Annotated in this window: 15 protein-coding genes and 1 tRNA gene; 5 read left to right on the top strand and 11 right to left on the bottom strand. The window is 36.4% G+C overall.

Annotated features, from left to right (window positions below; genetic code table 11):
* Nucleotides 1–6: 6 nt before the first annotated feature.
* A complete protein-coding gene (locus BM227_RS04785; RefSeq protein ID WP_092911715.1) occupies nucleotides 7–1,209 on the top strand; it encodes a cation:proton antiporter in 1,203 nt (400 codons plus the stop codon).
* Between the two features lie 45 nt (nucleotides 1,210–1,254).
* Here BM227_RS04785 and BM227_RS04780 read toward each other — a convergent pair whose 3' ends face one another.
* Together BM227_RS04780 and BM227_RS04775 are read right to left on the bottom strand one after the other, a co-directional pair.
* Complete coding sequence (locus BM227_RS04780) at nucleotides 1,255–2,757, bottom strand: SulP family inorganic anion transporter (protein WP_092911713.1); 1,503 nt, start codon at nucleotides 2,755–2,757, stop codon at nucleotides 1,255–1,257.
* 227 nt (nucleotides 2,758–2,984) lie between these two features.
* Nucleotides 2,985–5,615 (bottom strand): MJ1477/TM1410 family putative glycoside hydrolase, encoded by a 2,631-nt coding sequence (locus tag BM227_RS04775; protein WP_092911712.1) that lies wholly within the window; start codon nucleotides 5,613–5,615, stop codon nucleotides 2,985–2,987.
* Between the two features lie 351 nt (nucleotides 5,616–5,966).
* Here BM227_RS04775 and BM227_RS04770 point away from each other — a divergent pair, with 351 nt between their 5' ends.
* From BM227_RS04770 to BM227_RS04760, 3 genes are all read left to right on the top strand, one after another.
* The gene (locus BM227_RS04770; RefSeq protein ID WP_092911710.1) at nucleotides 5,967–7,157 is read left to right on the top strand and encodes a NifS family cysteine desulfurase; all 1,191 of its coding nucleotides are present in this window, start codon (nucleotides 5,967–5,969) and stop codon (nucleotides 7,155–7,157) included.
* Between the two features lie 56 nt (nucleotides 7,158–7,213).
* On the top strand, nucleotides 7,214–8,197 hold the full coding sequence (locus BM227_RS04765) for an iron-sulfur cluster assembly scaffold protein (RefSeq protein ID WP_092911708.1): 984 nt from the start codon (nucleotides 7,214–7,216) through the stop codon (nucleotides 8,195–8,197).
* Nucleotides 8,198–8,303: 106 nt separating this feature from the next.
* Nucleotides 8,304–8,507 (top strand): hypothetical protein, encoded by a 204-nt coding sequence (locus BM227_RS04760; RefSeq protein WP_092911706.1) that lies wholly within the window; start codon nucleotides 8,304–8,306, stop codon nucleotides 8,505–8,507.
* Nucleotides 8,508–8,517: 10 nt separating this feature from the next.
* On the opposite strand, the gene hemJ is transcribed toward BM227_RS04760, so the two are convergent.
* The 9 genes from hemJ to BM227_RS04715 form a co-directional block, all read right to left on the bottom strand.
* A complete protein-coding gene (gene hemJ, locus BM227_RS04755; protein WP_092911704.1) occupies nucleotides 8,518–8,952 on the bottom strand; it encodes a protoporphyrinogen oxidase HemJ in 435 nt (144 codons plus the stop codon).
* 3 nt (nucleotides 8,953–8,955) lie between these two features.
* Nucleotides 8,956–9,297: a hydrogenase/urease nickel incorporation protein HypA gene (gene hypA / locus BM227_RS04750; protein ID WP_092911703.1), complete on the bottom strand. Its 342-nt coding sequence runs from the start codon at nucleotides 9,295–9,297 to the stop codon at nucleotides 8,956–8,958.
* Nucleotides 9,297–10,298 (bottom strand): hydrogenase expression/formation protein HypE, encoded by a 1,002-nt coding sequence (gene hypE, locus BM227_RS04745; protein WP_218147914.1) that lies wholly within the window; start codon nucleotides 10,296–10,298, stop codon nucleotides 9,297–9,299. Before hypE ends, hypA begins: the two co-directional genes overlap by 1 nt.
* A 15-nt stretch (nucleotides 10,299–10,313) precedes the next feature.
* Nucleotides 10,314–11,438, bottom strand: a complete 1,125-nt coding sequence (gene hypD / locus BM227_RS04740; protein ID WP_425431712.1) for a hydrogenase formation protein HypD — start codon at nucleotides 11,436–11,438, stop codon at nucleotides 10,314–10,316.
* Nucleotides 11,435–11,725 carry a HypC/HybG/HupF family hydrogenase formation chaperone gene (locus BM227_RS04735; RefSeq protein WP_092911696.1) on the bottom strand — a complete coding sequence of 97 codons (291 nt, stop codon included), beginning with the start codon at nucleotides 11,723–11,725 and terminating at the stop codon, nucleotides 11,435–11,437. Before BM227_RS04735 ends, hypD begins: the two co-directional genes overlap by 4 nt.
* Complete coding sequence (gene hypB, locus BM227_RS04730) at nucleotides 11,725–12,492, bottom strand: hydrogenase nickel incorporation protein HypB (protein ID WP_092911694.1); 768 nt, start codon at nucleotides 12,490–12,492, stop codon at nucleotides 11,725–11,727. Before hypB ends, BM227_RS04735 begins: the two co-directional genes overlap by 1 nt.
* A 325-nt stretch (nucleotides 12,493–12,817) precedes the next feature.
* Entirely contained in the window at nucleotides 12,818–13,351 is a 534-nt protein-coding gene (gene infC / locus BM227_RS04725; protein WP_092911692.1) for a translation initiation factor IF-3, read from the bottom strand.
* Entirely contained in the window at nucleotides 13,348–15,171 is a 1,824-nt protein-coding gene (thrS, locus tag BM227_RS04720; protein ID WP_092911690.1) for a threonine--tRNA ligase, read from the bottom strand. The genes infC and thrS overlap by 4 nt, the downstream gene beginning before the upstream one ends.
* Nucleotides 15,172–15,302: 131 nt before the next feature.
* Nucleotides 15,303–15,378, bottom strand: a tRNA-Val gene (locus BM227_RS04715).
* A gap of 226 nt (nucleotides 15,379–15,604) precedes the next feature.
* On the opposite strand from BM227_RS04715, the gene BM227_RS04710 reads away from it, so the two are divergent.
* A partial coding sequence (locus BM227_RS04710) for a transposase family protein (RefSeq protein WP_143089689.1) occupies nucleotides 15,605–15,853 on the top strand: 249 nt, incomplete at its 3' end.

The raw sequence follows: 15,853 nt of genomic DNA, 5'->3' as shown, positions 1-15,853 counted from the left end.
AACACTATGCAACCTCATGATTTCTTTTTAATTCTTTTACTGATTCTGCTGAGTGCTCGTATCTTTGCAGAACTATTTCAAAAACTTGCAATTCCTCCCGTTCTTGGTGAGCTACTTGCAGGTATTATTTTAGGACCATCTTTATTGGGATGGGTTGAACCAAGTAGTACTATAAAACTACTTGCAGAAATTGGAATTATACTATTACTCTTTGAAGTTGGTATTGATACTGATATCAATAAACTTAAACAGAGTGGTTGGAATGCAGCTATTATAGCAATAGGAGGCTTTCTAATCCCTTTTATACTTGGGGCCTGGGTTAGCTACACTATTTTTAATCTCTCTCTTGTTGTTTCCCTCTTTGTAGGTGGTACAATTACAGCCACTAGTATTGGAATTACAATAAGAGTATTAAATGACTTAAAAAAACGTCAAAGCAAAGAGGGAGAAATTGTACTGGGTGCCGCTGTATTAGATGATATTTTTGGTGTTGTTTTGCTGGCTATTCTTTACGAGTTTTCCAAAAGCAATACAGTTGATCTAATGAATGCAGGTAAAGTTTTTATATTCATTATCTCATTTTTTATTGTTGCACCTATTGCTGCAAAGACTATGGCTCTGCTCATTCAAAAATATGACAGCCATCAAAATCGTCCAGGTCTTATTCCTACAGCTATTTTTTCGCTTGTTCTGTTTTTTGCATGGTTGGCTCATCAAGTTGGAGCACCTGAAATAATTGGCGGATTTGCTGCAGGTCTTGCACTGTCACGAAGATTTTTCCTGCCTTTTGGTATCGCAATGCATGAAAACCAAGCTTTTGCAGCCAAAATAGAAAATCAAATTCGTCCTATTGTTTACCTTTTTACACCTATCTTTTTTGTTACTGTTGGTCTCTCAATGGATCTTACTCAAATTGCCTGGAGCGAACCAAAAGTATGGGTATTTGGTGGAATCATCTTGCTAGTTTCAGTAATTGGGAAGATGTTCATTCCTTTTTTCCTTCATACATTACCTATGAAAAAACGCCTTATTATTGGACTTTCAATGATCCCACGCGGAGAAGTAGGACTAATCTTTGCAGAAATTGGTCGCATAGGAAATATTTTTGATAATGAAATATATGCGGCACTGATTCTTGTTATTATATTGACAACACTGGTACCACCTTTTTTTATTAAAATGGTATATGGAAAGGAAACTGGAGATTAAAATAGAGGTTAAAATACTCAAGTGGTAACTGAGAGAATATATCTCTCAGTACACCTTTTGATACTCTTCATGGTTGACTGCAACTTTATAGGTTGGATCATCCTCTTCATATGTACAGTATTTTCCTGCTGCTTTAAGAAGTTTTTTACAATCATCACTTAAATGACGTATTGTCAATTTTTTGTTTGCATCCTCATAACGCTTTGTAATCTTGTCAATAGCCTCAACACCACTTGAGTCCATAACTCTGGTACGTTTAAAGTCCATTACAACCTCATCAGGGTCATTTGCTACATCAAACTGATCTAAAAATCCCTGTACAGAACCAAAGAAGAGTGGACCATCAAACTCATAGATTTTTCGCTTACCCTCAGTATATGTTCTAGTATAAACTCTTGCATGCTGCCAAGCAAAAACAAGAGCTGAAATGATTACACCAATGATTACTGCCATAGCCAAATCTGTAAAAATTGTAACTATCGTAACAGTAATAAGAATAAAAGCATCTGTTTTAGGCATTCTACGTAATCTATCCATACTTGCCCACTCAAATGTCTCTACACTAACCATAAACATAATACCAACCAATACTGCAATAGGAATCTGTCCAATATACTCACTTAAAGAGACAACAAAAAGAATAAGCAAAATTGCTGCCGTAGCACCAGAGAGTCGTCCACGCCCGCCAGATGTGTAGTTGATGATACTCTGCCCTATCATCGCACAACCTGCCATACCGCCAAAAACTCCACAAGTCGCATTACCTGCACCAAGTGCAACTGCCTCTTTGTTTGCATTACCCTTCTCTCCACTCATCTCATCAAGAACAGATAGTGTCAAAAGAGACTCTATTAATCCTACCGCTGCCATTATAAATGCATAAGGCAATACAATTTTAAGAGTCTCAAGGCTTAAAGGTACATCAGGCCAGTGAAAGCTTGGAAGATCTCCGGCAATATTTCCAAGATCTGCAACACGCTTTGTATCTAGATCAAATATAATAGTAATAATACTAAGCACAATAATTGCCACCAAACCTGCAGGTACTGCTTTTGTAATTTTAGGCAAAATTACCATTGTAGCCATAGTTGCAAATACCAAGAAGTACATAACAGGTCCTTCACCTTCAAACATTGGCAACTGCGCTAAAGCAATAATAATGGCAAGACCATTTACAAATCCCAAAATTGCAGGTTGTGGAACAAGACGAATAAACTTTGCAAGCTTCATCAATCCAAAAGCAACCTGCAGTAAGCCTGTCAATACTGTTGCAAAAAAGAGATACTCAACACCATGTGTAGCTACAAGAGAGACCATAACAACAGCAACACTTCCTGTTGCACCGCTTATCATACCCGGCTTTCCGCCAAAAAGTGCCGTAATAAGCCCCAACAAAAAAGCTGTATATAGCCCAACAAGAGGAGAAACTCCTGCTATTAATGAGAAGGCTATTGCTTCCGGAACAAGTGCAATTGCAACGACAGCACCAGAAAGAACATCATTCTTAACACTATGCCCACTATAGGCTTTTAGAAGTTGTGCAAACATATGTTAAACCCTTTTAAAATTATGAGTGATTTAAAACCGTAATGATTTACAGAAGCTAAAAAAAAGAGTGCGATTATATGTAAAAAGCTCTTAAAAACTATTAAGTATTTTAATCTATTCTCTTACTATTCTAAAGTCAACTTTAGTTGATATTTTTTTAAAATAACATATAAACTGCGTGATATCAGTTGAGCAAATTCAATAATCTTGTACTAAAATTTATAAGCTTACTTTCTTATCCAAACTCCTTCATCAAGATATATATTTTCTATATAGTCAAAACTGTCATATAAAATATTAGAACTGTTTCGCTGTTTCCAAGACCCACGATCATATTTCCATATAAAACTTAAATCTGACCTTTCAATATCTTCTGTTTCAATATGAGAACATAAGCTCCATCCTGTTGATTCAAGACAGTCATCTATATTAGATCTGTTGGTATCATAAGGAATCAACATAGCTTTATCAGTTAATACCCAGTATCCTCTATGAGGTTCAATTGTATCAAGTTGGTGAATACCATAACTTTCCAATTCGCTTGCACTAAATCCATTAATATTTGCAAACCACTCTGAATTTTTATATCCCCAAACTGCACTAAATTGAGATAAATCAGCTATTTCAGGAAGTCCTACAAGATTCCAGCCACCATCTAAAAACAGATATGGCTGATCACTGTAAAGGATATCGAGTATAGATATGCCATTTAATCCTTTTAGCGTTATATGAGCACTTCTTGGAGTACCTGCCACACCATTTGTTGCATCAGTAGCGATAATTCCTATATGATACTCATTTTCACTAAAAAACTGGTACCCTCCAAGATCATGGTCAGGATCATCAAAGAGTGCCATTGGAGAGAATCCAAAAAGTCCATGCTCATAGAGAGATTTTGCATTTCGTTTAAGACGATGGTAAAGTGCTACACTTTCATCAAGCCACAAATCCTCTATCAGTTCACCATCATCATAGAGGTTATTTCCATTTAAATCTCTCCATCCTGTTTCAGGAAGAGTTATATAACCAAGCAATACTGGCAAATAGTAACGCTCATTTAAAAATGAGCTGAAATTTTCTATGCGTTTTGGTAAATCTTTTAATCCAAGCTGATCTTTTGTATAACTTATCAGCTCATCTGAAGGAAACTTTGATGAATCTTTTGTAAACTGTCCTACCATCTCCTGAATTGTAATAAAATCTAGTTCATCTTTAAGTTCATCTATAACAGGCAAAAAACGGCTCCACTCATTTTTGTCTCCCAATGAGTCTCGTTTATAGCCTCCATAACTTGTTAAACTGCTTCTAATACCTGTATCCATTGGGCAAATAGATAGAAGTACATCACTCTTTTGGGCTCTAATTCTCTTCATAGCCTCTTTTAATATAGATGCAAACAAAATAGAGTTTTCAGCAGAATCAGTTATGGAAGCTTTATTGAACTCAGGCTCCATTACAACTGCTACTGTTCCGTTAAGATCAGCTATAAATCTACCTAAGCGTGAAGCATCTTCAAGATATTCATCTTTCCCTGCTAAAATAAGATCTATGGCATTATCTCCGCCAATGGTATCTCCAAAGTACCAGTAGTTAAATATTATTGTTTTGTTATGATCAAGAAGTGTTTGCAATTTTGCTTTATTAAACCAGCTCTCCTGCCACCCTTTTACTATCCATAATGTTAAAGAGTCGGCATTTATAAGTCTGCTTTGAATCTTTTCAAACAAGGTAAGATTATAGTCTTTAATATTATTATAGTAACTTATATTTAGATCAGCTGGTGTCATCAAGTCTACTACATTTAGCCAAACTTTTGAACCATCAACTGCTTCAAAATCTATGCCCTGTCCTGAGCCTATACCTATATTAAATTTTCTAAAAAGAGGCTGGGTAATGGTATCTAAATGAGCAGCTAAACCTTTAGCTATAGGATTGATTCTTTCCAAAGTTTGGTTTATATCAGCAGCATAAGGAGTGAATCCATTATCTTTACATAGCTTGATAAAATCTAAAATCCTCTTTCTGTTTTCTCCTTTAAATCCGCTTCCATCATCTACATAGTCAGTTACTATGACATTTTTTCCATTATCAAGAAACTTTTTAACTAATTTAACTCTTTCTGTATTTTCTATAGCTTTATTGTCTCTTACATAAAAAAGGCTTTCTATACCTAAACCATCAATAGCATCAAAATAGCTTCCATTTGCATCATAGTTTATAATAGCAGCACCATTTTGAGGATAAATGAGAAAACCAGGCTTTTTAGATTTTGCATAGTCACTTATCTTTTTTACAAGTTCAATCATTAAATAGGCTGAACGGTTTTCATCATCTATAGGATCATTTGGAAGGAGAGTCTCTATGCCACCATAATTGGTATAGTTATCTCTATCTGCCCAATATTCATAGGCATCTATTATGTCAAGATATACTCCGTCAAATCCATTATCGATTATTCGATCAAGATATGGCTTAAGAAAATCTTCAAACCATTCATCATACCAATATCTTATTTTGTAATCTCCAGGCCAGTTGGGATTGAGATGTCCAAGCCATTCAGGTGCTGTAGGTGAAGGATTCCCATCAGCATCAAGCCAAGATTGATCAAAGTAGTATTCATAATCACCCGCTTCTCCTATACTCATATATGAGAGTACAGTTTTATTGGTATCGTGAAGTTTTTGAAGTTCATCTATCGTATAAGCTTCATCAAGTGAACCATCTTTTGAGTAACTTGTAACTACAAGGTTAAAATTGCTATTTGCAGTCTCATTAATATCTAAATTTTGCAATTGATACAGAAAAGATTGACTAAAAAGAATTAGAGGAAAAAATAAAATAGCTAAAATTCTAATCATGTCTAATCCTTGAAAAATTGAAGTCTCTATATATATTTTACTATGTTCTGCTTTTATTTATTAAAAAATAAAAAACTTGCAGCAATTAACCACTTTCTTTCCTAATTTTAAGGTTTTTAAGAAAAATAATTTGCTTATATTTCAAAAGATACTGTATAATAGTACCTTCTGCAAATACTTCTTTCCATACTTACTTTCTTTAATTCAGCAAATATTTAACAAAATTGATTTATGATGACGACAAGTTAATTAAGACAAAAATTGTCCTAATTAAAAATTACGAGTTTTTGGTATGCATACTTGCATCAAAGAATTCATTGTATAGAAATTAAAAGGGAGAGTTTTTTAATTATGAAAGTCTATCTTGACAATAATGCAACAACAATTGTTGACCCTGAAGTAAAGGCGGCAATGGATCCTTACTTTACACAAATTTATGGAAATCCAAATTCACTTCATGATTTTGGAACCGAATGCCATCCGGCTTTGCGTAAAGCTATGGATCAAATGTATGAAGCAATTGGTGCACGTGATGAAGATGACATCGTTGTCACCTCTTGTGCTACTGAGTCAAACAACTGGGTGCTTAAAGGTGTCTATTTTGACCTTATCAAAAATGGCGATAAAGACCATATTATTACAACTGAAGTTGAGCACCCTTCAGTAACTGCAACTTGCAGATGGCTGGAAGAGCAAGGTGTTAGAGTTACATATTTACCTGTAAATCAAGATGGTGTAGTTGAAGCACATACTGTTCGTGACTTCATTACCGATAAAACTGCCCTAGTATCTATTATGTGGGCAAACAATGAGACAGGAGCAATTTTCCCTGTGGAAGAGATCTCTGAAATATGTAAAGAGAAAGGGGTTCTTTTCCATACTGACGGCGTTCAGGCAATTGGTAAAATTCCTGTTGATGTTATTAGAGCCGGTGTTGATTTTATGAGCTTTTCGGCACACAAATTTCACGGACCAAAAGGTGTAGGTGGTCTATATATCAGAAATGGTCATCCACTTACATCACTTTTACATGGTGGTGAACACATGGGTGGTCGCCGTTCTGGTACTTTAAATGTACCTGGTATAGTAGGTATGGGTAAAGCTATGGAGCTTGCTACATATTACCTGAAGTTTGAAGAAGAGCATGTTCGAAAATTACGTGATAAACTAGAAGATGCTATTTTGGAAATTCCAGATACTTACAGTGTAGGACCACGTGAAAACAGAACACCAAACACCATACTTGTATCTGTAAGAGGTGTTGAAGGTGAAGCGATGCTTTGGGATCTTAACCGTGCAGGTATTGCGGCAAGTACAGGAAGTGCTTGTGCGAGTGAAGATCTTGAGGCAAATCCAATTATGGTTGCAGTTGGAGCAGACAGTGAGTTAGCCCATACTGCAGTACGTTTGAGTCTTAGTAGGTTCACAACAGAAGAAGAGATCGATTACACAATAGAACAATTTAAAAAGGCTGTTGAACGCTTACGATCTATTTCAAGTTCGTATGCATATATGCCTGATAATATGAAAGACAAACAGTAATAACTTGCATATTAATGCAAAATAAAATGCTAATGAGAAGTTTATAAGGAGCTAAAATGGCAAAGCAAGATTTAATTGGCGGTAGCATTTGGGAAGAGTACAGTCAAAAAGTACAAGAGTTGATGAATAACCCTAGAAACCAGGGTGAATTGACAGAAGAAGATGCAAAACGTTTAGGTGGAGAACTCATCGTTGCAGATTTTGGAGCAGAGAGTTGTGGTGATGCAGTACGTCTTTACTGGATTGTAGATCCAAAAACAGACAAAATCATTGATGCAAAATTTAAGAGTTTTGGATGCGGTACAGCAATTGCAAGTTCAGATACAATGGTAGAACTTTGTAAAGGTAAAACTGTTGATGAAGCAGTAAAAATCACTAATATTGATGTTGAAAAAGCGATGCGTGACACGCCAGATACGCCAGCTGTTCCACCGCAAAAGATGCACTGCTCTGTTATGGCATATGATGTCATCAAAAAAGCTGCTTCACTCTACAAGGGTGTTGACATGGAGAGCTTTGAAGAGGAGATCATTGTTTGTGAATGTGCGCGTGTTAGCTTACAGACAATAAAAGAGGTTATTAAATTAAATGACCTAAAAACTGTAGAAGAGATTACAGACTATACAAAAGCAGGAGCATTCTGTAAAAGCTGTATTAAACCAGGTGGTCACGAAGAGCGTGAATACTACCTTGTTGACATTCTTGCAGATGTTCGCAGAGAGATGGAAGAAGAGAAACTTAAAGAGGCTGCTGAAAAACAGGCAAGTGGTGAAGAGATTCCATTTAACGATATGACTCTTGTCCAAAAAATAAAAGCAATTGATAGCGTAATAGATGAAAATGTTCGTCAATTCCTTATTATGGATGGCGGAAATATGGAAGTTCTTGATGTTAAACAAAATGGTCAATATACAGATGTTTACATCAGATACTTGGGTGCTTGTTCAGGATGTGCAAGCTCAACAACTGGTACACTCTATGCTATTGAATCAACTCTTAAAGAGAAACTTGATCCAAATATCCGTGTTCTTCCAATTTAACCAACCTCTTTCAAAAGCGGAATAATTCCGCTTTTGAAGTCTATTTGATTTTCCACTATAATACTTTCAAAAGATTTTCCATTTAATTGAGTTCTAAAGGTTACATATGAAAAAAAATATCGGTATTTTTATGCTTTTTGCCAGTATGGGACTCTTTTATTGGGGTTACCACGAATCACAGCTTATTAGCGAGCCTGTGGCAGGATTACTACAAAAAGATAATGGCACTCGCTATATTCTTTACATAAACATAGTTGCTATTGTTGTATTGCTGGTAGGAGGGTATCTCTCTATGGAAGATAGAAAATAAAAACCGGTTATTAAACCGGCTTAACTACCACCATAATGACAATAATTATCATAAGGATAGTAGGAACTTCATTATAAGCTCTAAAAAATTTTCCGCTTTTAGTACACTTACCTTCAGCTAAACGCTTTTTAAACCAGCCAAGAGAAAAGTGATAAGCCACTAAAAGCAATACTGCCGTCAGTTTTATATGAAGCCACATACCAGTTTTAAAAAGCTCTGGTGCCAATGCAATCATAGCAGTACCACTTATAATTGTAGCCCACATAGCTGGTACACCTATATATGCATAAAGCTTATGTTCTTGAATTTTTACCACTTCAACAAAACCTTGGTTATCTGAATGTTCTTGATGATACACATATAACCTAGGCTGGTAAAAAAGCATTGCCATCCAACTCATAAAGCTCATTACATGAAAAGCCAATATCCAAGTATAATATTCCATACACTACTCCATTTCAAGCTGCATCAATAGCAACTCTTCACCATCAACAATCTTAACACTGCTGCCACCACAAGAAGGACAGGCATACTCATGCTTTTCAATTGTAAAATCATCTTTACAATCATTACAGTGAATAACTACCTTTTGATGAATGATCTCCAATATTGCATCATAGCAAACCGTATCTTCTTTAAATGTATCAAATGCAGTTTGCAGCAGATGAGGCTCTACACCACTTAAAACACCTATCTTTATAACAACTTTTGTAACTTTTTGAGCATCATTAGCTTCAGCATGATGTTCACACTGTTGCAGTAAAGCTTGTACTATAGAGTATTCATGCATTAACAGATCCTCGGCAATAGTTCACCTTTAGGCAGTTCAAGAAAACGGTTACTTCCCCAAGAACTCTGTAAAATCACTTTACCTTGTTTTTTGTCTGTAACACTGCCTATAACTGATGCATCGGTACAAAAAGAGTACTTGCTTAAAGCCTCCAGTGCAACTTCTTTATCTGCAGAATCAACTGCCAAAATAAATGTACCCTCATTTGCCAAATCATAAGGTTCAAAACCAAGCATTTCACATATGCCTCTAACTTCATCACAAACCGGCAACTGCTCTTCCTCTACCTCTATACATATGTTGCTTGCTTCTGCCCACTCATTAAGCACAGCAGCCAAACCACCTCTAGTTGCGTCGCGCATAGCTTTAATTTTAACTTTTGCATCTATTAGAGCTTCTACCGCAGGCCAAAGTGTTTCACAATCACTCTTTAAGTCACTTTCAAGATCAATTCCCTCTCGTGCCATCATAATAGCAGCACCATGGCGTCCAATATCACGAGATACAATAATAGCATCTCCAACCTCTAAATTATGAGCACTAATGCCATTAACAAGTACTTCACCTATGCCTGAAGTATTAATAAATATCTTATCTACAGAACCTTTAGGAACAACCTTGGTATCACCGCAAACAACCTTTGCACCACTCTTTTGCAACTCTTTTGCCATACTTTGAACAATTTGCTCCAGCTCTTCAAAAGGCAGTCCCTCTTCTATCATAAAAGCACTACTGAGCCAAAGAGGTTTTGCTCCCATCATAGCTAGGTCATTAACAGTACCAGCTACTGCAAGCTTTCCAATATCTCCACCATTAAAAAAGATGGGACTGACAGTAAAAGAGTCTGTTGTAAAAGCGACATTTCCTTCAGGCTTAAGTACAGCCGCATCTTCAGCACTAGACAAAATATCGTTATCAAAACTTTTATAAAAAAGATCATGAATGAGGCGGTTCATCTCCTCCCCGCCGCCACCATGACTTAGCTGAACCTGTTTCATAATTACCTCTTTTTACTATTAATTTTCTACTCCGCCAAATCTGTAGTAAGCGTTACATGCTCCCTCACTACTTACCATACAGCTACCAAGAGGAGTATTAGGTGTACAAGCCGTGCCAAAAACTTTACACTCATACGGCTTTGCTAATCCTTTTAATATTGTTCCGCAAATACAGAGTTTATGATCATCTATTGGTTCATTGCTCAAATACTCTGCAAAAACCTTTTCAGCATCAATATCAGCATACTCATCACGCAATTTCAAACCACTTTTTGGAATGTCACCTATTCCTCTCCATCTAAAATGATCACGAACTTCCATAACTTCATCAATCATTTTTTGCGCTACAAGGTTTCCTTCACGACTTACAGAGCGTTTATACTCAACTTCAACCTCTGCACGTCCTTCTATCTTTTGCTTAACAATCATCGATATACCGTGCATAACATCAACAGGCTCAAAACCACTTACAACGACAGGTGTATCATAAAGTTTTGGGAAAGGTTCATAAATTTTTGAACCAGTAATTACACTAACATGTGATGGTCCAATAAATGCCCCTATATTCGCTTCACCATCTTCCATTAGTGCATGCATTGGAGGAGGAACAAGAACATGGTTAACATGGACAAATAGATTTTTAATTCCCTCTTTTTTTGCTTTTAAGATGACTGCAGCAGTCATTGGTGTAGTAGTTTCAAAACCTATAGCAAAAAAGATAACTTTTTTATCAGGATTCTCTTTGGCAATAGGGATTATATCCATTGGAGAGTATAAAGAGCGTATGTCACGCCCTTTTGCCCTCTCATTAGCTAGTGAGCTCTTACTGCCGGGAACACGGATCATATCTCCCAATGTACATAAAATAGCACCTTCTATATTTGCCAACTCAATAGCATTGTCAATGCGCTCTTTAGGCATAATACAAACAGGGCATCCTGGACCATGCACAAAATCGATGTTTTCTGGAAGCAGTTGCTTAAGACCATACTTCATAATTGTATGAGTATGACCGCCACACACTTCCATAATATTTAGCGGCTCTTTCAGCTTCTTTGCATCTTCTGCAATTATCTTTGCAAGCGCTTTAATTGCTTCTGGATCTCTAAAACCATCATAGAGATCTTTTAGTTGCAAACTCAAGATTCGCTCCTGCCCGGGCAGTTATCGGACTCTTCAATCATTTGAAGCCTATCTTCCTCTTCCATAGACTCAATAATCTCTTGATAGAGTTTCAAACTCTCCTGAGCATACTCTTCATCAATTATATTCATCGCATACCCAATGTGAATAAGTACATAATCACCAACTTTTACTTCATCAGCAATAAACTCTATACTTGTTTTTCTTTTAACTCCCATTGTATCAACAATGGCAGTACGCTCCTCTTCATTAATTTCAATAACTTTAGAAGGTATAGATAAACACATCAGCGCATCTCCATTTTGAATTTAATCCAATCAGCAACACGCTTGACTGAATCTTTATCTTTGGTACTGACTTCCAATACATCAACACCTGGCTTAATCTTTCGTGCAGCCTGTTTAGCACGCTCAACACTAAAATCAAAGTGTGGTAACAAATCAATTTTTGTAATCAAAACTAAATCAGCCTGACGGAACATTACAGGATACTTCTCTATTTTGTCTTCACCTTCAGGTACAGATACCAGTACAACATTCAGATGTGTACCTACATCATAGCTTGCCGGACATACAAGGTTACCGACATTTTCTACAAAACATACATCAAGTTCATCCAAAGGCATTTCATGCAAACCTTTGTGAACCATAAATGCATCTAAGTGACAAGCACTGCCTGTTTGAATTTGATGGGCTGGAATCCCTTTAGCTTTAATGCGATCAGCATCACGATTGGTTTCCAAATCTCCTTCAATAACACCAAACTTAAATGGTGCTACATCTGCCAAATGCTCTAACAGTGTTGTTTTACCGCTACCTGGTGAACTCATCAGGTTAATAGCAAGTATGCCATGTTTGTCAAAGTGAGAGCGGTTATGTGCCGCTTCATGATCATTTTTATCTAAAATTTTACTTATCACCTCTATAGTTTTAGCATCATTTAGCTGAGGGTTATGGTGCAACGTCTCGTGAGCTGCCTGATGAGCTGACGAATGATCATGATGATCATGGTGATGGTGATGATCTGTAATTGAGCAGCCGCAATCTTTACACATTTGTTATCCCTTTTTTTAAAAAATTATTGTTCGATAGTAGAGTTATTATACGGTTGTTGAATGAAATAGACTTTAAATAATAAATTACTTATATAATTTAGGGACTGGATATATTTTCTATTTACCTGTAATTAACCGTTACTCAAATATTAAGAAATAATTATATAATGTAAAAAAACTTATTTTCAGCTTAATTTGTTTTAATACTGTTTTTTTGGAGTAAAAAGTTAGTAGGAAATCAGTTAAAATTAGAAAGAAATTTCAGTAATGGGTATGAAAGTTTTAGACAAATATGTCTAAAACATAATACCCATAATCTAAAAGCTTATTTTTTGCCTGGTTTCTCTTTTTTAGGAACTACATACATATTGATGTATCTTCCTTCATGAAACGGGCCTTTTTCCAAGTCAGCTATATCTTCAACCATTGGCCATACCGACTTGAGCACTTCAACACCTGCTTCGGGATTGGCCATCTCTCGTCCTCGCAGAAAAACTCTGAATTTGACATGTTTGCCTTGCTCTAAAAACTCTCTGGCATGCTTAACTTTATAGTTAATGTCATTTTGGGCAATTTTCACTGAAAGCTTGATCTCTTTTACTTCGATCTGCTTTTGCTTCTTCTTTGCCTCTTTCTTTTTCTTTTCCTGCTGGTACTTAAACTTGCCGTAATCCATAATTTTAGCAACTGGCGGGTTGGCTTGCGGTGCAATCAGAACGAGGTCAAGCCCCATATCAGCTGCTTTGTTCAGCGCCTCGTCACGGCTGACAACACCGTATTGTGTACCGTCATCGCCTACAAGGCGAACCTCACGGGCCCTGATATCTTCGTTCATAATTACATCGTTTTTCTTACTCAAATCTTAACCTCACTTGTCTGCTCCTTGATGAGTTTTATAAATTCTTCAGCGCTTAAATCATACTGTTCACGCTTTCTTCGGTCACGAACCGCTACCTTACGATTTTTGACCTCTTCATCACCGATGATGGCAATCATCGGAACCTTCTGCTTTTCTACCGTACGCACACGCTTGGCAAGTGACTCATTTTTATCATATACTTCACAATCAACATCAAACTCTAAGAGTTCAGATGCTAACTCTTTAGCGTATGCAACATGATCCTCTGCGATCGGTACAAAGATCACTTGTGTCGGCGCAATGAACATTGGAAACTCGCCGGCAAAGTGCTCTGTTAAGATCGCAATAAACCGTTCAAAACTTCCAAGAATTGCACGGTGGATCATAACAGGACGAGATCGCTCATTATTTTCATCTACATATTCTAAATCAAATCGCTCAGGAAGGTTAAAGTCAACCTGAATTGTTCCACACTGCCATTTTCGTTTCAATGCATCAGTGATTTTAATATCTATCTTAGGACCATAGAAAGCACCACCACCTTCATCTATGCCATACTCAAAACCATTCTCATCCAACGCTTCTTTGAGTGCACTTGTTGCAGTTTCCCAAATTTCATCGCTACCGATTGCTTTTTCAGGCTTGGTTGAGATCTCCATCTCATACTCAAAACCAAAAATCTTCATAACACGATCGACAAATTCAAGAACATCAATTACAACCGGTTTTATCTGCTCAGGAGTACAGAAGATATGTGCATCATCTTGAGTAAATTCACGAACACGCAAAAGACCGTGCAATACACCACTCTTTTCGTGGCGGTGAACTACACCATACTCAAAATATTTAAGAGGCAATTCTCTGTAACTATGCATATTTTGCTTATAAACAAGAATATGACCTATACAGTTCATAGGCTTAATGCCATACTCTTGTTCATCTATTTCAGTAAGATACATATTCTCACCATAGCATGCATAGTGACCACTTGTTCGCCACATATCTGCTTTTAAAATCTCTGGACCTCTAACAGGCTCATAACCACGACGGCGATGTGCTTTCCATAAGATCTGCTCAATTTTACCTCTTAAGCGAGCACCTTTTGGCATCCAAAATGGTAAACCTGCACCTGCATCATCATTGAACATAAAGAGACCAAGTTCAGTGCCAATCTTACGATGATCACGCTTCTTTGCCTCTTCGATCATCTGCATATACTCTTTCAAGCTCTCTTTGTCAGCAAATGAGATACCATAAATTCGAGTAAGCATCTCTCTGCTCTCATCACCACCAAGATAAGCACCTGCAACTCTGGTCAACTTGAAATTTCTCAAAAACTTAGTATTAGGCACATGCGGTCCACGGCAAAGATCTTCAAAATCACCTTGGCGATAGATGCATAGACGATCATCTTCTATTCGTTTCATAACTTCTTGTTTAAGATCGTCACCAGCAAACTTCTCTTCTGCTTCTGTTTTTGCTATGCAGTAACGCTCAATGGCTATCTTTTTCTTTGCCAGTTGTTGCATAGTTTTTTCAATCTTTTTCAGATCTGCATCGCTTATCTTTGCATCAACACGGAAATCATAGTAAAAACCTTCATCAACAACAGGACCAACAAAAAATTTAGCTTCAGGATAGAGTTGCTTAATAGCTTGTGCCATTAAGTGAGCGGTTGAGTGGCGAATAACTTCAAGAGCTTCAGGAGAGTTATCAAAATATATTGGTTCAAAATCACTGCAATCCATTTCTGCAGCAGTTTGAGTGTCTATTATCTGCCCATTCTTATCTTTATAGGCAATAATCTCTTTTTCTTCCAAGCAATTCCTTCTTTTTTATTATTTAAAGTCAATAGTTAAAAACTAATATTTTTATGCAATAAAATTCTTGCATAAGTGCGCTTTCAAAAATTTTAACATTTAGTTGTTAAGTTTTAACTTATTTAAGAAGATGGTGGCCACGACAGGACTTGAACCTGTGACCACTACCATGTCAAGGTAGTGCTCTACCAACTGAGCTACGCGACCATCCAATGAGGTTAGTTTAGCAGAAAATTTGTTCTTTTTCCATAAATCCCAAAAGAAGGACTGAAGATTTGTGACGGAATTATACAAAATATTCTTTTACTTTTTCTTAAATTTTAATACAAAGTCTTGAGTAGCAGCCAAATCCGATGAAATTTTAAATATTTATAAAAAAAAGATTTTGGAAAGATTTTTGCTTGAGTTGACTCAAAAAAATGAGGGGTCAACAATGAAACAATATACAAAAGCAAAAGCATTGCTTGAATCGTTAAAGACAATACCAGATTATAGAGTAGATATAGGAAAGATACAGTATCCATTAGCAGAAGTGCTATTTATGGTAATATTTGCATTACTAAAGGGTAATACAAAATTCAAAGAGATATTTGGGTGGATGGTTTATAATAAAGAAAACCCGATACTTAAAGATATTTTTGAAAAAGATGAAATTGAAATACCGTCCAAATCTACATTGCAT

The organism is Hydrogenimonas thermophila (assembly GCF_900115615.1).
Classification (GTDB): domain Bacteria; phylum Campylobacterota; class Campylobacteria; order Campylobacterales; family Hydrogenimonadaceae; genus Hydrogenimonas; species Hydrogenimonas thermophila.
This window is presented reverse-complemented; position numbering and strand designations above follow the sequence as displayed.